At 55.3% G+C, this 20,123-nt stretch carries 22 protein-coding genes, 1 tRNA gene and 3 pseudogenes; 11 read left to right on the top strand and 15 right to left on the bottom strand.

What is annotated here, in order from left to right:
• Positions 1-95 precede the first annotated feature (95 nt).
• The 5 genes and pseudogenes from HHJ16_RS07560 to HHJ16_RS07540 all read right to left on the bottom strand — a co-directional run bounded on the left by HHJ16_RS07560 (position 96) and on the right by HHJ16_RS07540 (position 2,517).
• A complete protein-coding gene (locus tag HHJ16_RS07560; protein ID WP_293641989.1) occupies positions 96-272 on the bottom strand; it encodes a hypothetical protein in 177 nt (58 codons plus the stop codon).
• A gap of 8 nt (positions 273-280) precedes the next feature.
• A pseudogene (locus HHJ16_RS07555) lies at positions 281-574 on the bottom strand (integrase core domain-containing protein); the annotation flags it as partial.
• A 34-nt stretch (positions 575-608) separates the two neighbouring features.
• Positions 609-890, bottom strand: a pseudogene (locus HHJ16_RS07550) (IS30 family transposase); the annotation flags it as partial.
• A gap of 37 nt (positions 891-927) precedes the next feature.
• Positions 928-1,044 (bottom strand): annotated as a pseudogene (locus tag HHJ16_RS07545) (IS5/IS1182 family transposase); the annotation flags it as partial.
• Positions 1,045-1,200: 156 nt separating this feature from the next.
• Positions 1,201-2,517 (bottom strand): GNAT family N-acetyltransferase, encoded by a 1,317-nt coding sequence (locus HHJ16_RS07540; RefSeq protein WP_293641988.1) that lies wholly within the window; start codon positions 2,515-2,517, stop codon positions 1,201-1,203.
• A 48-nt stretch (positions 2,518-2,565) separates the two neighbouring features.
• Here HHJ16_RS07540 and HHJ16_RS07535 point away from each other — a divergent pair, with 48 nt between their 5' ends.
• Both HHJ16_RS07535 and HHJ16_RS07530 read left to right on the top strand, forming a co-directional pair.
• Positions 2,566-4,254: an NAD+ synthase gene (locus HHJ16_RS07535; RefSeq protein WP_293641987.1), complete on the top strand. Its 1,689-nt coding sequence runs from the start codon at positions 2,566-2,568 to the stop codon at positions 4,252-4,254.
• 82 nt (positions 4,255-4,336) lie between these two features.
• On the top strand, positions 4,337-4,675 hold the full coding sequence (locus HHJ16_RS07530; RefSeq protein WP_293641986.1) for a P-II family nitrogen regulator: 339 nt from the start codon (positions 4,337-4,339) through the stop codon (positions 4,673-4,675).
• A 24-nt stretch (positions 4,676-4,699) separates the two neighbouring features.
• Here HHJ16_RS07530 and HHJ16_RS07525 read toward each other — a convergent pair whose 3' ends face one another.
• The 6 genes from HHJ16_RS07525 to HHJ16_RS07500 all read right to left on the bottom strand — a co-directional run bounded on the left by HHJ16_RS07525 (position 4,700) and on the right by HHJ16_RS07500 (position 8,250).
• Positions 4,700-5,320, bottom strand: coding sequence for a TIGR00730 family Rossman fold protein (locus tag HHJ16_RS07525; protein WP_293641985.1), 621 nt, complete (start codon positions 5,318-5,320; stop codon positions 4,700-4,702).
• Complete coding sequence (locus HHJ16_RS07520) at positions 5,317-5,787, bottom strand: diacylglycerol kinase (protein ID WP_293641984.1); 471 nt, start codon at positions 5,785-5,787, stop codon at positions 5,317-5,319. The genes HHJ16_RS07525 and HHJ16_RS07520 overlap by 4 nt, the downstream gene beginning before the upstream one ends.
• 42 nt (positions 5,788-5,829) lie before the next feature.
• Complete coding sequence (locus HHJ16_RS07515; RefSeq protein ID WP_293641983.1) at positions 5,830-6,375, bottom strand: RDD family protein; 546 nt, start codon at positions 6,373-6,375, stop codon at positions 5,830-5,832.
• An 83-nt stretch (positions 6,376-6,458) separates the two neighbouring features.
• A complete protein-coding gene (locus HHJ16_RS07510; protein WP_293641982.1) occupies positions 6,459-7,241 on the bottom strand; it encodes a DUF3106 domain-containing protein in 783 nt (260 codons plus the stop codon).
• A gap of 14 nt (positions 7,242-7,255) precedes the next feature.
• The gene (locus HHJ16_RS07505; protein ID WP_293641981.1) at positions 7,256-7,687 is read right to left on the bottom strand and encodes a DUF3619 family protein; all 432 of its coding nucleotides are present in this window, start codon (positions 7,685-7,687) and stop codon (positions 7,256-7,258) included.
• Positions 7,684-8,250, bottom strand: a complete 567-nt coding sequence (locus HHJ16_RS07500) for an RNA polymerase sigma factor (protein WP_293641980.1) — start codon at positions 8,248-8,250, stop codon at positions 7,684-7,686. Before HHJ16_RS07500 ends, HHJ16_RS07505 begins: the two co-directional genes overlap by 4 nt.
• Positions 8,251-8,585: 335 nt before the next feature.
• Here HHJ16_RS07500 and HHJ16_RS07495 point away from each other — a divergent pair, with 335 nt between their 5' ends.
• The 3 genes from HHJ16_RS07495 (at position 8,586) to ilvC (ending at position 12,086) form a co-directional block, all read left to right on the top strand.
• Positions 8,586-10,364: an acetolactate synthase 3 catalytic subunit gene (locus HHJ16_RS07495; protein WP_293641979.1), complete on the top strand. Its 1,779-nt coding sequence runs from the start codon at positions 8,586-8,588 to the stop codon at positions 10,362-10,364.
• Between the two features lie 119 nt (positions 10,365-10,483).
• Positions 10,484-10,975 carry an acetolactate synthase small subunit gene (gene ilvN / locus HHJ16_RS07490; protein WP_293641978.1) on the top strand — a complete coding sequence of 164 codons (492 nt, stop codon included), beginning with the start codon at positions 10,484-10,486 and terminating at the stop codon, positions 10,973-10,975.
• 94 nt (positions 10,976-11,069) lie between these two features.
• The gene (gene ilvC, locus HHJ16_RS07485) at positions 11,070-12,086 is read left to right on the top strand and encodes a ketol-acid reductoisomerase (protein ID WP_293641977.1); all 1,017 of its coding nucleotides are present in this window, start codon (positions 11,070-11,072) and stop codon (positions 12,084-12,086) included.
• Positions 12,087-12,503: 417 nt separating this feature from the next.
• Here the strand turns inward: ilvC and HHJ16_RS07480 are convergent.
• Positions 12,504-12,579 (bottom strand) — tRNA-Ala (locus tag HHJ16_RS07480).
• A gap of 179 nt (positions 12,580-12,758) precedes the next feature.
• On the opposite strand from HHJ16_RS07480, the gene HHJ16_RS07475 reads away from it, so the two are divergent.
• A complete protein-coding gene (locus HHJ16_RS07475; RefSeq protein ID WP_293641976.1) occupies positions 12,759-13,064 on the top strand; it encodes a hypothetical protein in 306 nt (101 codons plus the stop codon).
• 169 nt (positions 13,065-13,233) lie between these two features.
• On the opposite strand, the gene smpB is transcribed toward HHJ16_RS07475, so the two are convergent.
• Positions 13,234-13,779: an SsrA-binding protein SmpB gene (gene smpB, locus HHJ16_RS07470; protein ID WP_293641975.1), complete on the bottom strand. Its 546-nt coding sequence runs from the start codon at positions 13,777-13,779 to the stop codon at positions 13,234-13,236.
• Positions 13,780-13,833: 54 nt separating this feature from the next.
• On the opposite strand from smpB, the gene HHJ16_RS07465 reads away from it, so the two are divergent.
• Together HHJ16_RS07465 and HHJ16_RS07460 are read left to right on the top strand one after the other, a co-directional pair.
• Entirely contained in the window at positions 13,834-14,286 is a 453-nt protein-coding gene (locus HHJ16_RS07465) for a type II toxin-antitoxin system RatA family toxin (protein ID WP_293641974.1), read from the top strand.
• Between the two features lie 14 nt (positions 14,287-14,300).
• Entirely contained in the window at positions 14,301-14,630 is a 330-nt protein-coding gene (locus tag HHJ16_RS07460) for an RnfH family protein (protein WP_293641973.1), read from the top strand.
• A 75-nt stretch (positions 14,631-14,705) separates the two neighbouring features.
• Here the strand turns inward: HHJ16_RS07460 and HHJ16_RS07455 are convergent, their stop codons facing one another.
• Positions 14,706-15,239 (bottom strand): DUF4124 domain-containing protein, encoded by a 534-nt coding sequence (locus HHJ16_RS07455; protein ID WP_293641972.1) that lies wholly within the window; start codon positions 15,237-15,239, stop codon positions 14,706-14,708.
• A 147-nt stretch (positions 15,240-15,386) separates the two neighbouring features.
• Between HHJ16_RS07455 and guaB the strand changes: the two genes are divergently transcribed.
• Together guaB and guaA are read left to right on the top strand one after the other, a co-directional pair.
• The gene (gene guaB / locus HHJ16_RS07450; protein ID WP_293641971.1) at positions 15,387-16,856 is read left to right on the top strand and encodes an IMP dehydrogenase; all 1,470 of its coding nucleotides are present in this window, start codon (positions 15,387-15,389) and stop codon (positions 16,854-16,856) included.
• 75 nt (positions 16,857-16,931) lie between these two features.
• Positions 16,932-18,551 carry a glutamine-hydrolyzing GMP synthase gene (guaA, locus tag HHJ16_RS07445; RefSeq protein WP_293641970.1) on the top strand — a complete coding sequence of 540 codons (1,620 nt, stop codon included), beginning with the start codon at positions 16,932-16,934 and terminating at the stop codon, positions 18,549-18,551.
• Between the two features lie 371 nt (positions 18,552-18,922).
• Here the strand turns inward: guaA and HHJ16_RS07440 are convergent, their stop codons facing one another.
• Positions 18,923-19,732 (bottom strand): DUF5677 domain-containing protein, encoded by an 810-nt coding sequence (locus HHJ16_RS07440; protein WP_293641969.1) that lies wholly within the window; start codon positions 19,730-19,732, stop codon positions 18,923-18,925.
• A gap of 229 nt (positions 19,733-19,961) precedes the next feature.
• Between HHJ16_RS07440 and HHJ16_RS16880 the strand changes: the two genes are divergently transcribed.
• On the top strand, positions 19,962-20,123 hold a 162-nt coding region (locus HHJ16_RS16880; protein ID WP_366557475.1), incomplete at its 3' end, for a helix-turn-helix domain-containing protein.

The raw sequence follows: 20,123 nt of genomic DNA, 5'->3' as shown, positions 1-20,123 counted from the left end.
CACTGCGCGTTCGCGAACCTCGGGTGAAAACTTGTTTGACTTCTTCATGGCTCAATCCTCTCAGAGATTTGAGCCTCCTCAAAAACCGGGGCGGTTCACTTCTCTTCTTCCTCTGGAGTCCAGTCTGCAGCGTCTCCCGGCGCCTGCCGTCGGGCGTCATTCCATGTCATTTCTGCGAGGACCTCAGGTGCCGCTTTGCGTTCAACAAGAAGAATAGCCTTGGACTTGCGCATCAATGCCACGCGACCTTGCCCCTGGATTGCGTATCCCATAACCAAGATCATGAACTGGCTTGCCTGGGCTGAGCCGCAAGCCAGGTTTGCTCGAATTGCATCGGGCTGACGTAAGCCAGCGTCGAATGCAGCCGGGCCTTGTTGTACCAGAGCAGCCACGTGATGGTTTCATCCTTGCCGTGCCGCCGGGTCACAAAGCGTTGCCAGTGCAAGCGCTCCACTTTCAACGAGCCGAACAGCGTCTCGCCGCAGGCATTGTCCCAGCAGTCGCCACGCCGGCTCATGGAGCTGGTAATGCCATACGCCCTGAGCGCGTACCTGAAGGTGCCGCTGGCGTACTGCTTGGGTTCAAGGAGTCGTCGCAACATCAGTTTCTTAAGCCGCGGATATTAATCCATTGAGCGCCTCAGTTGGTGTTCTCCAGCTTAGCGTCTTGCGTGGCCTGCCATTAAGAGTGGCGGCCACTGCGTCAAGCTCTCGCTCGTCGTATTGACTCATATCCGTGCCTTTGGGAAAGTATTGGCGCAGCGGGCCGTTGGTGTTCTCATTGGTGCCGCTCTACCAGGGGCGGTGCGGATCGCAGAAAGGGACCGCAACGCCCAGGTTGGCGCTTGGTTGCTCGTGATAAGCCATCTCCCTGCCACGGCCGTAGGTCAAGGGGAAGGATGGTCCCCACCCCGCCAGACGATGCTTGCGGCTGAATCAAGGAAACCAATTCGGACCACGGCACCACCAGGTTCATCTCGTCAAGGAACTCGCGCAGGCGCGTTCTCTTGGTCGCAAGCGCCAATCTGCAGACGGAAAAACTGATTTGTTTTATTGGTATTCAACGTCTTTCAGGATCGATGCGCTGATTTATACACAGTATTTTTAGCGAAGAAGTGCGCTTGCTCAGGGGGCGAGGTCACACCGCTTTTGAGGTGGAGCGTTTGATGCGCATCTCTCTATGGATCAATAACTTACGCGGTTAACTTTCGAGGCGGGTTGTGCTGCCCGGCTGAGCAAACTGGACCAACTGGGATTGGGTTTTGAAGGGACTGCGTTTTTCGAGATCTTCCATATAGTTGTTGATGCCCGCGCCTTCGCGTTCCAAAAAGCGCTCTACCGCATCGGCAAATGACGGGTGGGCCAACCAGTGGGCGCTGGTGGTTTTGACGGGCAGCAAGGCTCTGGCCATTTTGTGCTCACCTTGAGCACCGCCTTCAAAACGGAGAAAGCGATGTTCTATGCACCATTGGAGCGGCTGGTAATAGCAGGCCTCAAAGTGCAGGCAGTCGACGCGCTCTAGCGCGCCCCAGTAGCGGCCATAGGCAGTTTTGATTTCGTTTGTAGAGCCAGATCGGTCAGTCGCGTTTGAATAGCGGGCGCTAACAGCTATTAAACTTGTAGCAATCGCAATACCGTTGCGCTCCGCGACGAAGATCAGCCAGTTTTCTGGCAAAGTTACGGCCATGCGTTGGAAGAAGTCGCGGCTCAGATAAGGCGCGTTGCCGTGTTCGAGATAGGTGCGCTCGTAACACTGGTAGAAAAAATCCCAGTCGGCGCTGCTGATGTCTTGTCCCAGCGACCAGCGAAAGCTAACGCCTGCCTCCGCAACCTTGCGGCGTTCCTGGCGAATTTTCTTGCGCTTTTCGTGGCTTAGAGAGGCGAGAAAATGGTCAAAGCTAGTGAAACGCGCTTCCTCCGAAAGCGGTAAAGCGCCCGGTGGGGTCAGCCTAGGGGCCACGTTAGTCCAATGAAATTGCACCGAGTGCCGCAGCATTAACCCGGCTTCTTCGCAGGCAGTGATGTCTTCGTCTGCGCCAAATAACAGGTGTAGGGACGAAAGCTTTTCTTCCTCGCACCACGCCACCAGCGCCTTGATCAGCAAGGTGCGCTCGGCGGCGTTCCGGGCTAGCAAGCGAGCGCCGGGCACAGGGGTGAAGGGCACGGCGACCACGGCTTTGGGGTAGTAGTGGAGGCCATGTTGGTGGTAGGCGTTGGCCCAGGCGTGGTCAAACACGTATTCACCATAGGAATGATCTTTTAGGTAAAGAGCGCAGGCCCCAACCAGCGTGCTGCCCTGCCAAAGTGTGACGAAGCGTGGTGTCCACCCGGTCTCGGGCGTGGCGCTGCCGCTGAGGTGCAGGGCGAGCAAGTATTCATGCCGCATGAACGGACTGATTGAGGCATTCAAAGCGCCATCCGGACTCTGGGCGGCCAGCAGAGCGTTCCATTGCTCGCCATTTACCTGCAGCGGCGAATCCAGCACACGGATGACATAATCGTTTGAGTTGTTTTTCACGTGTTGTTAGTGTGTTGTGATTATATTTTTTCGGGATTCAGCTTTTTCATGCCACTCAAAATCTGCGTTGCCCAATTGAACTATTGCGTGGGCGACATGCCGGGCAATGCACAAAAAATCGTAGCTGCAGCTCGTACGGCCTACCGAGACGGTGCGCGGCTGGTGGTGACGCCTGAGCTTGCGATCTGCGGTTACGCGGCCGAAGACCTGTTTTTGCGCGCGTCATTCATCCAAGCCTGTGATGATGCCGTGAATTTGGTGGCCCGTGAGCTGGCCAACTTAAAAGGCCTGACGGTTGTCGTGGGCACGCCGACGCAGGGGGACAGCGGCAAAGGTCTGCGCACCAAGAGCGTAGAGGTGCAGCAGCGGCATAACGCCGCCAAAGTGCTGCGGGAAGGCCACGTCATCGAAACCTACGCCAAGCGCGAGCTCCCCAATTACCAGGTATTTGACGAGCGCCGTTATTTCACGCCAGGGCAGGGCACCTGTGTGTTTCAGGCCGGCCAAGGTGACGAGGCCATCAGTATTGGGCTACTGATCTGCGAAGACGCCTGGTTCGAAGAGCCGGCCCGCTTGTCCAAGGAAGCAGGCGCTGAACTGCTGGTGGTGATCAATGCGTCGCCATTTCACGTGGGCAAGGGCGACGAGCGCGAATTGATGATGCGCAGCCGGGCATTGGCAACCGACCTCCCGCTGGTGTATGTGCACCTGGTGGGGGGGCAGGACGAGATCGTGTTTGAAGGCCGCTCATTTGCGCTGCAGGCGGATGGCAGGCTCGCCGGACGGGCCGAGAGTTTCAAGGAGAATCTGTTCTTAATCCAGGCTGAAAGGGCGCAAGCAGCTATTAAATTAGTAGCGAAGACGACGCCCGAGTCAAGTCAAGAGGCTGATCTTTGGGATGCGTTGGTGCTTGGCGTGCGCGATTATTTGGGAAAAAACGGGTTTCCCGGAGCAATTCTGGGACTGTCTGGCGGCATTGACTCCGCCTTGGTGCTGGCGATTGCAGTCGATGCGCTGGGTGCCGATAGGGTGCGTGCGGTGATGATGCCTTCGCCCTATACGGCTGATATTTCATGGATCGACGCGCGCGAGATGGCCAAGCGGGTGAACGTGCGCTACGAAGAGATTTCCATTGTTCCCGAATTTGAGGCTTTCAAGGCGTCATTGGTGGGCGAGTTCAGGGGGCTTGAGGAGGACACTACCGAGGAAAACATTCAAGCGCGCATTCGCGGGGTGTTTTTAATGGCGCTCTCCAACAAGTTTGGTGACATCGTCCTAACCACAGGCAACAAAAGTGAAATGGCCACGGGCTATTGCACGCTTTATGGCGATATGGCCGGCGGCTTTGCCGTCATTAAAGATTTGGCCAAGACCACAGTGTTTCGCTTGGCTCGCTGGCGCAATGAAAACGATCCGTATGGCACTGTTGGCGGCCCCATTCCCGAGCGCATTATCGACCGGCCACCGAGCGCTGAACTGCGCTCAGACCAGACCGACCAGGACAGCTTGCCCCCTTATGAAGTGCTGGACGCGATTCTGGAGCGCTACATGGAAAACGACCAGAGCGTGGAAAGTATTGTTGCCGCCGGGTTTGACCGCGCGGTGGTCGAGCGTGTGACCCGGCTTATCAGAATTAATGAATACAAGCGCCGCCAAGCGCCTGTTGGAATCAGGGTGACTCACCGAAGCTTCGGAAAAGATTGGCGCTATCCGATTACTTCGAAGTTCCGAGCCTAAGCCAGCTTGAAGCGCATGCATAAGCGCTACATTCGAAGCAGTATTCAGACATTTAGTAGTTAGAACCAATGGAGATTTTTCAGTGAAACAAATTACCGCCGTCCTCAAGCCATTCAAGCTGGAAGAAGTCCGTGAGGCGCTGGCCGAGTGCGGGGTGACCGGCTTGACCGTGACCGAAGTCAAGGGCTTCGGTCGTCAGAAAGGTCATACCGAGTTGTATCGCGGTGCCGAGTACGTCGTTGACTTTCTGCCCAAGGTGAGGGTGGAAGTGGTGGTGAAAACCGACGATGTGGATCGCTGTGTCGAGGCCATCGTGCGCGCAGCCCGGACCGGCAAGATCGGTGACGGCAAGATTTTCATCACCAGCGTGGAGCGGGTGGTGCGTATCCGCACCGGGGAAGAAGACGAAGCGGCGGTTTAAGGCCGGCTTCCTTCTCAATACGACTTAAATCTGGTCAAACCGGGCGGTGGCCGCCGTCATGCCCGCTGCTTCCACCAGTGCCTCCAGTAGTAATTCCGCATCGCTACCGATGCGAATCAGATCTATCTGCCAAGGGTTCATGAAATCGGCTTCCACGGCCGAGTGAAGAAACACCAGCAGGCTGTCGAAATAGCCGCTCATGTTGAGCAGCCCGACGGGTTTGTCGTGGTAGCCCAGCTGGCGCCAGGTCCAGACTTCGAAAAATTCTTCGAGAGTACCAATGCCACCCGGCAAGGCTAAAAATGCGTCGGCACGTTCGGCCATGATGCGCTTGCGCTCGTGCATGTTCTCCACGATGAGCAACTCGGTGCAGCCCGTGTGAGCCCATTCCTTTTCCACCAGTGCCTTGGGGATCACGCCGATCACCCGAGCCCCCGCAGCCAGTGCGGCATCGGCCATGATGCCCATTAACCCATTGCGGCCGCCGCCGTATACCAGCTGTCCACCATGCGCGCCTATCCATGTGCCGACATGGCGTGCCACAGCCGCAAATTCGGGCGTGTTACCTGGACGCGAGCCGCAGTACACACACACAGAAAAGGCAGATTTAGTGAGTTTCTTGGGCGCTGTCAATTCGGAATTCATGCGGCAAATTTCTCAAACAACGCCATGGACCAGGTGCCTGCGCAGAGCAGCAAACTGAGCAGAACAGCGGCACTCCCCATGTCTTTGGCGCGTTTGGACAGGTCATGCCATTCTGGGCCGATGCGGTCAATGGCGGTTTCGAGGCCAGTGTTGAGGAGTTCGACGATCATGATGAGGATGACCGTGCCGGCAAGCAAGACAGTCTCAATCCAATTGCGGCCCAGCCAGAAGGCGGCAGGAACGAGCACAACGGACGCAATGGCTTCCTGGCGGAACGCCGTCTCGAGCCAGCCAGCGCGCAGGCCGGCGAGGGAGTAGCCCGTAGCGTGCCAGACGCGGCTCAGCCCCTTGCGTTTTTTTTGCAGATTAGCCTCAGGGTTCACCAATTCGTCGTTAGGCGGGTGCCCGCCAGTGCCAGGATGTGAAGGCGGGGAAGAGGAAGCTGAAAACGGAATTTGTTCGGACATTAGGGGATTGTCTCGCAGCTTTGTGGCGTTTTGGCGCCAGTACTAATCGGGCGCAATAGCCGGAATTGCCGTCTTGCTTGCCTTTTGGTTGGTTTTCCCGGGGAGCCTCCAAATTACCAACCGAGTGCCCGCCCAAGCATCATGCCAAAACTGGCGCTGGGGGTGAAAGCGCGCCAAAATCGCCCAAACGGCCACCCATCCCGCGGTCAGGACGGCGCCCTCCAAGCCAGAAAGGCCCAGCATCCAGCTTATTCCCAGAGGCGGCAGAAACCACAGCCAGCTCAGAAGATAGCGTAGCAACGCGCGTTTTTGGGTGATGGCCGCGCCGTGGACATCCACCACCCGGATATGCCATGTTTTCATCGCCAATGTTTGCCCCTTGGCCCAAAACCAGACGAAATAAATCCCGATGATCACAAACTCAAAGGCCTGCAAGGCATGGCGGTTGTCCAGGGCGTTTCGGGTTTGGCTAAGGGTGCCAAAGAGGTAGCCCAAGATAAAGACCACGCCAAATATCAAGATACCTTCGTACAGCCAGCAAGCCATACGTTGTGGAATGGACGGCGTTTGAGTGTTGGATACTATCAATTGCGTAGCGTTAAGTGGCCGCTGTCAGAGTACTGCAGCGTAGATTAAGGAATAAACCGGCTTAGTTACACACCGGCGGGTGTTTAGCGCTGCGGGGCGACACCCGTTCCGCCGGTCCCGGTTTCCCCTGGTCGCGGCGTTACGGAGTCGGTGGCGGGCGCCGGTAGCAAAGGTAGCACTTTAGGTGCGGCCTTGGTGGTTGGCCGGGCGACATGCGGAGGCACAGCCGTCAATTTCTGCGGCGACACGGGCTTGACAGCCGTGGCGGCTCCGGCAGGCTTAGGGCTTGCCTTTGACGCCAGTCTTTGTTTTTCTTCAGGGCTCAGTGCCTGGTAGGTCTGCCACTTCGCTTTTTTTTCTTCTGGCGTCAGTTGCTTGGACAGCTCCCGGGTTTTGCCAAAGTTAAGTCGTGCCTGGGCACGCTGCTGCGGACTTAGGGTGACCCATTCATTCATGCGGCTGTGCAGGGTGGCCTGTCCTTCCGGCGGTAGCGAGGGGTAATTCTTCGAGATTGCCAGCCATTTACGCTTTTGTTGTGCACTGATGGCCCCGTTCCAGCTGGAGGCCAGGGGCTGGAGTGCCTGCTGCTGCATGGGGGTGAGTTCTGCCCAAGAAGATCCCGAGGAGGCTTGCTTGTTAGTGGACGCTGCAGAGTATGGTTTGCTGGCGAGCGGGGTACTGGCGGACGCTGCCGATTTAACGGCCTGTGAAAACCCCGATGTAGGCAAGATTAGCAGGCTGGCTAGCACCGTTAAAATCGACAGCCGCTGCAATCTCAAAGCTGGAACGCTCTTCACTTGACTGATCAACTTGGGTAGATTGCCGAGGGGTGAATTGGCAAGTAAAAAGGCTGTTTGCGCGATCATCTGGCAGTAAGGGCCTAGCGGGTAGCTTTGAGATACTGGACAAAACCGGGGTCTGCGAAGGCCGCTGGGGGCAGCTCATCCGTTAGCAGTGCTGCATCAACCTCGGCCACTTCCTGGGCGCGGTTGTCTTCTTGAATCGAATTAATAATTAGTAGCCCGGCCACCAAGGCAATAAGCGGCACCACCGACCCGATACGCGCCCACCAGCTAAGACCGTCTTCTCCGCCCCAAGTCAGTGCAGCGCTGCTACCTCCGGTGTTAACCACGCCGTTGGCAGTTTCCATTTTCGTAATCTTTCGCTTGGAAATCGCCTGCACGCGTGCGGCACGCAAACGCTCCGAAATGTCGTATGACAGGTCTGCTGCACCCTTAGACAAGTAAGACGTGGTTTTAAGGCCGTAACGGTCTTGAAGAGCAGCGGCTCTTTTTTCTAATGAATTTGTCATAGTTTTATCCCTTTTGCGCTCAACGCTTTGCTGAGGGCGTGAACTGCACGGGAGCAGTGTGTTTTGACGCTGCCCTCTGAGCAACCCATTGCAGCCGCTGTTTCAGCCACATCCATTTCCTCCCAATAACGCATCAGAAACGCTTCCCGTTGACGAGCGGGCAGTTCCTTTATTTCCAACTCGATCTCACGAAATATTTGCGACCGTTCCGTAGCATCTTGGGCACTTTCCGTACCATCAGAGTTGGTCAGGGTCTCTAAAGTTTCAAGAAGGTCAAAATCTCCATCTTCTCCTGGCGATGCAAAGTCGCTCATATTGGAGAAAAGGGCGTTTCGGGTCTTGCGACGGCGGAACCAGTCCAGCGTGGTATTTGACAAAATCCGTTGAAATAGCATGGGTAGCTCAGCAGCAGGCTTGTCGCCATAATGCTGAGCCAGTTTCATCATGCTGTCCTGGACGATATCGAGCGCTGCTTCTTCGTCTCGCACGTGATAAATGCTGCGCTTGAAAGCCCGTTTTTCAACGCTTTTCAGGAAGTCAGAAAGTTCTTGTTCAGTTGCCAACGGTTCGAGGTTCCGGTTTGTCCCGCACTGGTGATTGCGCTGGGTGCGTCCCGCGTTTTTTGCGCGTATCCAGCCGGTTGCCAAAAAGCGGCCGGGAAGTACGACTTAAAATTATCGCATTACAACGGAGTTCGCCCGGTACTTGTTCCAAATCTGCAGCCGCTGAACAACGCAAAATGTCATAATGTCTGTTGCAATTCAAAAGGCAAACGGGTCATGGCTCGGCAGATTATGTTTCTGCTTATGGTTATGGCCTCAAGTTTCGACGCTGCTCCATAAGGGCGAGCGAAGAGGCACCCAAGTTATTTCGTTAGAGAAATTCACAAAGGTTGATCATGGAAATCTCAAAGGCGGAAATCGCTTCCGCAGCAGCCGTATCGGCGCAGACAAATTCTCAAGAGCTTCGCGGAGCAGAAATCCTCGTCAAGGCACTTCAAGCCGAGGGTGTCAAGTACATTTGGGGTTACCCGGGCGGCGCAGTCCTTCACATCTACGACGCGTTCTACAAGCAGGACTCGATTCAACACATTTTGGTGCGCCACGAGCAGGCCGCCGTGCATGCAGCCGATGGCTATGCGCGTGCAACCGGTGATGTCGGCGTTGCCCTGGTGACCTCAGGCCCGGGTGTAACCAATGCGGTGACGGGCATAGCGACAGCCTATATGGACAGCATCCCGATGGTCATCATCACGGGGCAGGTTCCGACGCATGCTATTGGTCTGGACGCGTTTCAGGAATGCGATACCGTCGGCATTACCCGCCCGATCGTGAAGCACAACTTCCTGGTCAAGGATGTGCGCCAATTGGCCGATACCATGAAGAAGGCATTTCACATCGCCAGGACGGGTCGGCCAGGTCCCGTGGTGGTGGATATTCCTAAAGACGTATCGTTCAACAAAGCGCTGTACACCGGATATCCGAAGAGTGTTGAAATGCGCTCCTACAATCCGGTGCGCAAGGGCCACGGCGGGCAAATTCGCAAAGCGCTGCAATTGCTGATGTCTGCCAAACGACCTTATATTTACACTGGCGGTGGCGTATTGCTCAGCAATGCCTCGCAGGAGCTGCGCACGTTGGTCGACATGCTGGGATATCCCTGCACCAACACGCTAATGGGACTTGGTGCTTATCCTGCGAGCGATAAAAAATTTCTCGGCATGCTGGGCATGCACGGCACTGTCGAAGCTAACAATGCGATGCAGCACTGTGACGTGTTGCTGGCAGTTGGTGCCCGCTTTGACGACCGTGTAATTGGAAACCCCAAGCACTTTGCTCAAAACGAACGCAAGATCATTCACATTGATATTGATCCTTCGAGTATTTCAAAGCGCGTCAAGGTCGACATTCCAATTGTGGGCGATGTGAAAGAGGTTCTGACCGAATTGATCGCCATCATCAAGGAATCCGGTCTTAAGCCGGATGCCAATGCGCTGGGCGGTTGGTGGGACACGATCGAAGGATGGCGCAAGCGCGACTGCATGAAATACAGTCTTGGCAACGGCGACGTGATCAAGCCGCAGTATGTGATTGAAACACTCTGGAGTATGACCAAGGATGCCGACACTTACATTACGTCGGACGTCGGGCAGCATCAGATGTGGGCCGCGCAGTACTACAAGTTCAATGAGCCACGCCGCTGGATCAACTCCGGTGGCTTGGGGACCATGGGCGTCGGCATTCCTTACGCTATGGGCATCAAACTTGCCAAGCCGGACTCGGAAGTGTTCTGCATCACCGGTGAAGGCTCTGTGCAAATGTGCATCCAGGAGCTTTCAACGTGCCTGCAATACAACACGCCGATCAAAATCGTGTCCCTCAACAACCGCTATTTGGGCATGGTGCGCCAATGGCAAGAAGTAGAATACGCCGGTCGTTACAGCAGCAGCTACATGGACGCGCTGCCCAATTTTGTAAAGCTTGCAGAGGCTTATGGGCATGTCGGTATGTTGATCGAAAAGCCCCAGGATGTGGAGCCTGCACTGCGCGAAGCACGCAAACTCAAGGACCGTACGGTTTTCATGGATTTCCGCACTGATCCAACTGAAAATGTTTTTCCGATGGTGCGGGCCGGTAGCGGTATTACTGAAATGTTGCTGGGGTCGGAAGACCTCTAAACAAACTATTTCTGTCGATCCACTAGTTTATTAATTTACCCTTTATAGATCAATCTATTGCCCGCCAAGCTTGCGCATTACCGTGCGCAGGGGAGGGCGGCGAAAAGAGGAGTCTTCTTATGAAACACATCATTGCAGTTTTGCTGGAAAACGAGCCGGGTGCTCTTTCCCGCGTAGTCGGTCTGTTCTCTGCCCGGGGCTACAACATTGAGAGCCTGACCGTTGCGCCGACGGAAGACGCGAGTTTGTCCCGCATGACCATTCAGACCACCGGCTCGGAAGATGTGATCGAACAGATCACCAAACACCTTAACCGTTTGATCGAGGTTGTGAAGGTGGTCGATCTGACCGAAGGCGCTTACACAGAGCGCGAACTCATGATGGTCAAAGTCCGCGCGGTTGGAAAGGAACGAGAAGAGATGAAGCGCATGGCTGATATATTCCGCGGGCGAATTATTGATGTGACTGAAAAGAGTTACACCATCGAATTGACAGGCGACCAATCCAAAAACGATGCGTTTCTGGACGGGATTGAACGCAGCGCAATTCTGGAAACGGTGCGGACCGGTTCAAGCGGCATTGGCCGCGGAGAGCGGATTTTGAGAGTGTGAAGGTGCCGTAATTGAAATTACCGCATTGCTTGTAGCGATTTTTTGAGTCTGGTTAGATTTTTTTGAATTATTTCTGATTACTTAGGAGCGAAAGATGAAAGTTTTTTACGACAAAGATTGCGATTTGAGCTTGATCAAGGGCAAAACTGTCGCCATCATTGGTTACGGAAGCCAGGGTCATGCGCACGCCCAGAATTTGAATGACAGCGGCGTGAAGGTTATCGTAGGACTGCGTAAAGGCGGGGCATCGTGGCCGAAGGTTGAAAAAGCGGGCTTACAGGTGGCTGAAGTTGCTGACGCTGTTAAAGCCGCTGATGTGGTGATGGTTCTGTTACCCGATGAGCATATCGGCTCGGTTTACGAAAATGATATCGCTCCTCACATCAAGCCGGGTGCATCGCTGGTGTTCGCACACGGTTTTAACGTGCATTATGGTGCTGTGATCCCGCGCTCCGACCTCGACGTCTGGATGGTCGCTCCCAAGGCCCCAGGCCACACGGTTCGCAACACCTACACGCAAGGTGGCGGCGTCCCTCATCTGATTGCTGTGCATCAAGACAAATCCGGTAAAGCTCGCGATCTGGCTCTGAGCTATGCCATGGCCAACGGTGGCGGCAAAGCCGGAATCATTGAAACCAACTTCCGCGAAGAAACCGAAACCGATCTGTTTGGCGAGCAAGCCGTGCTGTGCGGCGGCACCGTTGAACTCGTCAAGGCTGGGTTTGAAACGCTAGTGGAGGCGGGTTACGCGCCAGAAATGGCTTACTTCGAGTGCCTGCATGAACTCAAGCTGATCGTGGATCTTATCTACGAGGGCGGCATTGCCAACATGAATTACTCGATTTCCAACAACGCCGAGTATGGTGAGTATGTGACCGGTCCACGTATCGTGACCGAAGATACTAAAAATGCCATGCGTGCCGTCCTCAAGGACATTCAGACCGGAGAATACGCCAAGAGCTTCTTGTTAGAGAACCAAGCTGGTGCGCCCACCTTGTTGAGCCGTCGCCGTTTGACATCGGAGCATCAGATTGAGCAAGTTGGTGAAAAGCTCCGCGCCATGATGCCTTGGATCAAGAAGAACAAACTCGTGGACCAAACGCGTAACTAATTTCTGATCAAATTAGGCGGTCTCCTGCAGAAAAGCTGCGCAAAAATTTTGCGCAGCTTTTTTTATGTCGTTCACTTCGCGGACTTTGGTGAACTACCTGACCGCTACGGTCAAAGAATGCCGTTAAGGGGTAGCTGTCAAGTTAATTGGGCATCTGTTGATTAAGAAAAATCCGAACGATGACGCCGGCGTCACTCGTGCCGATGGCCCACCATATTTTTGCTTCCATGGCATTTCCACTGGTGTCAGGAATTTCTTGATCCGCAAATTATGCTTGCCGGGCGGAGTCCAGGTAGTCCCCAATTCATCACGCAGCGAGCCCTGCCTCAATGGGCAGAAAGTCGGTAACGTCTCAGACTGAGACCGTACCTAAAGCTGGCAGTGCCTCGGCCTGCTGCAAACTGATTTTGGTTTGTTTGGTGGAGAGGAGGAGGATCGAACTCCCGACCTCTGCATTGCGAACGCAGCGCTCTCCCAGCTGAGCTACCCCCCCAATATTTAAAATGTTAACAGAAAAAATGGGGAGGCCGTTGTGGTTGGTCAAGTCTTTTCAGACGTAAAAGCAGCTCCGTTTGTTTGAACAAAACCCGCCGATTTATGCGCGGAGTTCAGGCAGTTTGGGAAAGATGCACAGTTGCCCGCTACGGCCGCCCAAGTCTATGCGCTACAGGTATGGCATTTTATGCAGCCTCGGCCAGTTTGGGTGGCAAGTCCAGACAGGCCTGCTCGGGTCTGGCGCGGTCCAGTCTCGAATGCGGCCTTGCTGTGTTGTACCCGTCGACATGGTCAGCGATGCTTGAGCGTTATGACGCGACACCGTCCGCCGTGGAGGGCCGCACGGTCCCGTTGATCACGCAACATGCGCGCACCCATCAAGGGATGCTCCGGGTGCCGCTCGAACGGCTTGCACAGCTCGGCCGCGGTGCGTTCTTCGCGCTAGCATTGGACCGGCGTTACGCCCGGAGTTTCCACTTGTAGTGTTGTTCGCATTTGCGGGGCCGCTTCTCGGCGTGATATCAAAATAACTGCCTGTCACGGCCGGAGTTCAGCGCTGCTCTCCACCCGCTGGCTCCTATTGGATTGATACCAGAAGAGTAGTTTCAACGGGGGCCGATTCAGACGGGGCTTTGTGAGACGGCTTGGAGTTTCAGCGGTGGTGGATTTTCATGGCCCGCTCAACCTCGCGCTTGCCTTCCCGGTCCTTGATGGTGTCACGCTTGTCATGCTCTCCCTTGCCCTTAGCCAAGCCGATCTCGCACTTCACCTTACCCGCTTTCCAGTGCATATTCAGAGGAACCAGCGTGAAGCCTTTTTGCTCTACTTTTCCCATGAGCCGCCGAATTTCTTCCTTGTGCATCAGCAACTTTTTAGTGCGCACTGAGTCAGGACGAACGTGGGTTGAAGCGGTGCCTAAGGGATTGATTTGGCAACCAATGATGAATAGCTCGCCGCCGCGGATCACCACGTAGCCATCGGTAAGCTGCACCTTGCCTTCGCGCACGGATTTCACTTCCCAGCCTTCGAGTACCATGCCGGCCTCAAACCGCTCTTCAATATGATAGTTGAAGGTGGCTTTTTTATTGTCGGCGATCCGAACGGCGGCTGCGGCGGCTTTCGCCGAGAGTTTTTCTGCTGCTTTGCCGGATGAGGATGCGGCTGGTTTTTTGGAGAGGGATGCTTCTTTGGTGGCCATGGCTAGGAGTTAAGGTCGGCATCGGCTAATACAATCGTGCACAACCCTGATTGTATGAAAACCGTCCACAAGTCCGTTCTTATTTGGTACAGCGCAGCTGAAATGTTTGCATTGGTCACCGATATCGCCCGTTACCCGGAGTTTTTACCTTGGTGCGATCACACCTCGATAGAAGAAGAAAACGCTCAAGGCATGACTGCCAAAGTCGGCATTTCCATTGCGGGGCTTAAGCAAAGTTTCACCACGCGTAACGTGCACAAAAAAAATGAGAAGGTGAGCCTCAAGCTTGTTAGGGGCCCTTTTTCGAAGTTAGAAGGCGACTGGTCCTTTCACCCCTTGGGCGATGGAAACCAGCGCGCATGCAGAGTTGAGTTCACTTTGAGCTATGACTTCGCCAGTTCCGCGCTGGCGGCTTTGGTGGGTCCTGTATTTGACAAAATTGCCGGCAGCTTGGTCGACGCTTTCGTCAAGAGGGCGCTCCAAGTCTATGGTGAGCCGCAAAGGTAAAAAGGTGGTCGCGTTTGAAAATATCACTTGTCTTTTCTCCCGCACCCCGGCGGATTCGCGAATGGGTGTTGGAACTTGCAGCAGGCACCACTGCGGCGCAGGCACTTGCAGAATGCGGCGTTTTCGAAGAATTCCCGGACTTGCAGGCGGCTCCTTTGGCGATCGGCATCTGGGGCCGAAAAATCAGTTTGGATCACAGGCTGCGGGACAAAGACCGGGTAGAAATCTACCGTGGTCTACGGGTAGATCCAAAAGTCGCACGCCGCGAAAGGTTTAACGCCCAAGGTGTCAACCGTGCCGGGTTGTTTGCCAAGGCCCGGGTTGGCGCCAAAGCGGGTTATTAAGATCGTTCAACGCCCCACAGGCGTCGCGCAAAAGACCGTCTATATGTCTTCCAATAGCCGATTTTTGCGGTTCCCCTATTTGCAGTCGCTACTTGAAATTCCCTGAAGACGCTTCAACTCACCGGCACGGGCGGTGTCATCCATGAACTCGCGTTCGCCCTTGGCGTTGATGACCGCAATCCTGACGCCGGATTGAAGACTAGCGAGCCCTTTCTTGGCGCGCTCGCAATTTTCTGCTTTGGCCTTCGCTATTTTTTCTTCCTCATCCTTCTTTTTTGCGGCCTCTTCTTCTTCCGCCTGCTTTTTCTTGGCTTCAAGCTGCGCGTCTTTTCCGGACAGCTTCAGTCCGTCGGCTTTGTTCGGCGCAGCCGAAGCCGGTGCTGCGGGGAGGACGGCTGTACTCTGAATGCTTGTTCCGGCAGTGACCTGGCCAGCGCCACTTGGCCGTTTTAATATGTTTTTTTCCTGAATCTCGGCCGGTGGTGAGCGGTCGCTAAACACCTTGCGACCGTCTTTATCAATCCATTGCCACTGGGCAAACGCAGTGAGCGCAAATGATCCGCCAGCAAAAGCTAACAACAAGGCGCGTGATACGAGTTTGAAATCCATTCTTCCAGTGTAGCGTCGCGGGAGGCCGTTTTCTGCATACACGCGCGCCAGACTATTTTTTACCAACTTGAGACAGTGGTCGACGGTTGTCGGGCTCATTGGCAGCTGCAAGTACAAGGGTACAATCGCGTTTTTGGAGCTTCCCCTATGCGCCTACTCGGCAAAGCGCTCACCTTCGACGACGTATTGTTGGTGCCAGCGTTCTCCCAGGTCCTGCCCAAGGACACCTCGCTTTCAACTCAGTTTTCCCGAAATATTCGCCTGAACCTGCCGCTCGTATCGGCGGCCATGGACACCGTAACGGAAGCCCGGCTGGCCATTGCCATTGCACAAGAGGGCGGTATCGGCATCATTCATAAGAATCTGACGCCTCAGCAGCAGGCGGCCGAGGTCGCCAAAGTCAAGCGTTATGAAAGTGGGGTACTGCGTGATCCCGTAGTCATTACCCCGATGCACACGGTCCGCCAGGTCATGGCCTTGAGTGAGCAACTCGGCATTTCTGGTTTTCCGGTGATTGACGGCGGCAAGGTCGTTGGCATCGTGACCGGGCGCGACATGCGCTTTGAATCGCGCATGGATGTGCCCGTTAGCACCATCATGACGCCGCGGGAGCGTCTAATTACCATGCCGGAAACGGCCTCCCTGGCCGACGCCAAGGCGCTGCTCAACAAGCATAGGTTGGAGCGGGTGCTGCTCATTAATGACGATTTTGAGTTGAAGGGCCTCATCACCGTCAAGGACATCACTAAACAAACCTCGTTTCCCAATGCGGCGCGGGACGCACTCGGCAAGCTGCGGGTGGGCGCGGCCGTCGGCGTCGGCGCTGGTACCGAGGAACGTGTTGAGGCCTTGGTCAAAGCGGGCGTAGATGCGATCGTTGTAGATACCGCGCACGGACATAGCAAAGGTGTCATTGACCGCGTACGCTGGGTCAAACAGAACTACCCCCATATCGAGGTGATTGGCGGCAATATCGCTACTGGAGCAGCGGCGCTCGCGCTGGTAGAAGCCGGCGCAGACGCCGTCAAAGTGGGCATTGGTCCTGGCAGCATTTGTACCACCCGGATCGTTGCAGGCGTCGGGGTGCCGCAGATCATGGCGATTGACAACGTAGCGACTGCTTTGCTGGGAAGCGGCGTGCCTCTCATTGCCGACGGAGGCATTCGCTACAGCGGCGATATCGCCAAGGCCATTGCAGCGGGAGCCGGTACGGTGATGATGGGTGGTATGTTTGCGGGCACCGAAGAGGCGCCCGGGGAAGTCATTTTGTACCAGGGCCGCAGCTACAAAAGCTACCGCGGCATGGGCAGCATAGGCGCCATGCAGCAAGGCAGCGCCGACCGCTACTTTCAGGAATCCAGCACCGGTAATCCCACCGCCGACAAACTGGTACCCGAAGGTATCGAAGGCCGGGTTCCCTACAAAGGGTCCATGGTGACCATTATTTTCCAAATGGCGGGCGGATTGCGGGCCAGCATGGGTTATTGCGGTTGCGCCACCATTGAAGACATGCGCAACAAAGCCGAGTTTGTCGAAATTACTTCCGCAGGCATCCGCGAAAGCCACGTACATGACGTGCAGATCACCAAAGAAGCACCCAATTACCGGGCTGAATAAGTCCTTTATTGAATCGGGCGTTTGGAGACAGTCGCCTTTTCATTGTTTCGTTGAAAAACGCCCAATCGGCCTGTTATGCAGCATTCCAAGATTCTGATCCTTGATTTCGGCTCGCAAGTCACCCAGTTGATCGCTCGCCGCGTTCGCGAAGCCCATGTTTTTTGTGAAGTTCATCCCTGCGATGTGACGGACGACTGGGTGCGCGCCTATGCCAAAGATGGCAACCTGAAAGGCGTGATTCTTTCAGGCAGCCATGCCAGTTTGTGGGAAGACGAGTCACTGCGCGCGCCCCAGGCGATCTTCGAACTGGGCCTCCCGGTACTCGGCATTTGCTTTGGTATGTACGCGATTGCCGCCGCATTGGGCGGCAAGGTCGAAGGCGGTCACAAGCGCGAATTTGGTTACGCCGAAGTGCGTGCCCGCGGGCACACCCAACTGCTCGACGGGATCCAGGATTACGGTGCGCCGGAAGGTCACGGCATGCTCCACGTCTGGATGAGTCATGGTGACAACGTGACCGAAATGCCGCCTGGCTTCAAGGTCATGGCCTCCACCGATTCATGTCCGATTGCGGGGATGGCGGACGAAGAGCGCAAATACTACGCGGTGCAGTTTCACCCCGAAGTGACGCATACGACCCAGGGCAAGGCTATTCTGGAGCGCTTTGTGCTCGACATTTGTGGCGCGCGAGCCGATTGGGTCATGGGCGATTACATCGGTGAAGCGGTCGAGAAGATTCGTCAGCAGGTGGGCGACGAAGAAGTCATCCTCGGACTTTCAGGGGGTGTGGATTCATCGGTTGCTGCGGCGCTGATTCATCGCGCCATTGGCGATCAACTGACCTGCGTGTTTGTCGACCATGGCCTCTTGCGCCTGAACGAAGGCGACCTGGTGATGGAGATGTTTGTCGGCAAGTTGCACGCGAAGGTCATCCGCGTAGATGCCTGCGACCAGTTTCTTGGCCACCTTAACGGTGTGAGCGATCCCGAAGCCAAGCGCAAGATCATTGGCCGCGAATTTGTCGAAGTTTTCAAGGCCGAGGCGGCCAAACTTAAGGTGGGGAACGTTTTATCGAGAGGCGCCAAGTGGCTCGCGCAAGGTACGATTTACCCCGATGTAATTGAGTCGGGTGCGGCCAAGAGCAAAAAAGCCGTCTCCATTAAAAGCCACCACAACGTCGGTGGTCTGCCGGCGCAGTTGGGCCTGAAGCTGCTCGAGCCCTTGCGTGAACTCTTCAAAGACGAGGTGCGAGAACTCGGCGTGGCGCTCGGCTTGCCACATGACATGGTCTACCGCCATCCTTTCCCTGGCCCGGGTCTGGGGGTGCGGATTCTGGGCGAAGTCAAAAAAGAATACGCCGATCTACTGCGCCGCGCCGACGCTATTTTTATCGAAGAATTGCGTAACTTCAAGGACGCCCAATCTGGAAAAACCTGGTATGAATTAACCAGCCAGGCTTTCGTGGTGTTTTTGCCCGTTAAAAGCGTCGGCGTCATGGGCGACGGGCGGACTTATGAGTACGTGGTTGCCCTGCGCGCGGTGCAAACCAGCGATTTCATGACGGCTGACTGGGCTGAATTGCCGTACGCGCTGCTGAAAAAAGTTTCAGGCCGCATCATCAACGAAGTGCGCGGCATCAACCGAGTCACTTACGATGTGAGCAGCAAGCCGCCCGCGACGATTGAGTGGGAGTGAGGCCGTTTTCTAACCCATTGATTTGATGGGGTAAGTTGAATGCCATTGATGATTGCTCTCGCATCATCAATGGCATTTTTCATGGTACGAGGCCTGGTGTCATGAAGAGCAGGGCGCCGATACCAAGGCTGCAAGTCGCCCCGTGCATGGTATCCATCCGCAGCCTAAGTATTGGTGCTTATTGAGCCACTTCGCATCGTTTTCCTGGCGGTGGCCACTGGCTGTTTTGCAGCGATTCCAGCCTGTCGCGGCGACTCGCTGAACTCACGGCCTCGGCAATATTGCAGCCATGGGGCATTCGTCAAACCACTGGGCATCCTGCGGCACACGCTCCTCCAGTTTGGAGCGCGGTGAGTCAGCCGGATTGTTCGCTATTGAAGGCCAAGCTCCTCTCCGCTAACGGCCCATTGCAGCAGCAAATCTTGCATTTCTGCCTTGTAGTGGTTCAGCCCCATGAACTCCTGGGCAAGACCAAGCAGATGGATGAGACCAGAATTTGCGGCCAGCAAGGTATCGCGTAAATCTGATTTGTCGAGATGAAAGATCATCCCGACAAAATTTCCCTGTTCATCCTTATCCAAGTGTCTATGAAGCGCGCCGAGCGTCACATGCGCGCCATCGCCGGACGGGAATCTGTATGAAAACTCGTAAAGATTGCTCAGTCCAGATTTGACGGCTAATGGTGCCCACTTGATCGACTGTGGCCTATTTTCCTGCGGATACTCTGTCTTTACCCGTACAACCTCCTGCTCAAACCGCGTTATGTCCCTGCCTGTCTTCCCGGCGCGGTTCATTTCAATCATCGAGTTGGCCAACGACAAGCAATGCTTCGCACGGTCCTCATGCAGTTTTTCGAGCGTTCCATCAACCTTCAACAATCCACCCGTCACGATCACAGCTTCGCAACATAGGCGGGCCAGGGCGCGAGCTTCCGGGAGCGCGCCGCGTTCGGAAAGGAGGATCGTAGACTGAAATGATTGCAGCGCTCGGTAGAAGGCGGCGATTGCGAGCACCCTGTGTTCTGGCAGTTCGCCATCTGGGAACTCGTGGATCATCCGCATGCCCATGCGGTTCATGCGATCAGCGATTGCGAACGACTCGGGGAACTCTGCATGGACGTTGTCACGCCATGAGTCTAGATCGTCATCAAGAAAGCCAACATCGTTGAATCCGCTAGACATCGTCACTCTCCGTTTTTCGCCAGTCATCTATAACTCGCAAGGTTTCAGGCGCGTGCTGTGAATGCATAGTGCAATGGTTGGAAAGCTGGTGACTGCGTCTAGTATGCACCTGGCATCTACAGGCATTGCATGGCAATCTGCTTGTATGGTATTTCTGATGGTATTGGGAAAGTGAATCGCCCCGGGTTTGAACTGACCCCCAGAAGTTGGACAAACTTCAAAGGGTTCTATGGAAAAGTACAAAACGGAGTTTAAGCTCCAGGTCGTAAATAGCTTTCAGGCCGGTGAAGGCGGTGCGAAGTTATTGGCGCGGCGGTCGAGCGTTCCCAAGGAGAAGATCCGTACCTGGGTGAGCCGCTACCGACTGCATGGCATCGACGGGTTGCGCCCC

Source organism: Polaromonas sp. (genome assembly GCF_012927485.1).
Lineage (GTDB): Bacteria > Pseudomonadota > Gammaproteobacteria > Burkholderiales > Burkholderiaceae_C > Polaromonas.
Note: the sequence above shows the minus strand (reverse complement) of the source record. Positions and strands in the feature narration are given on the sequence as shown.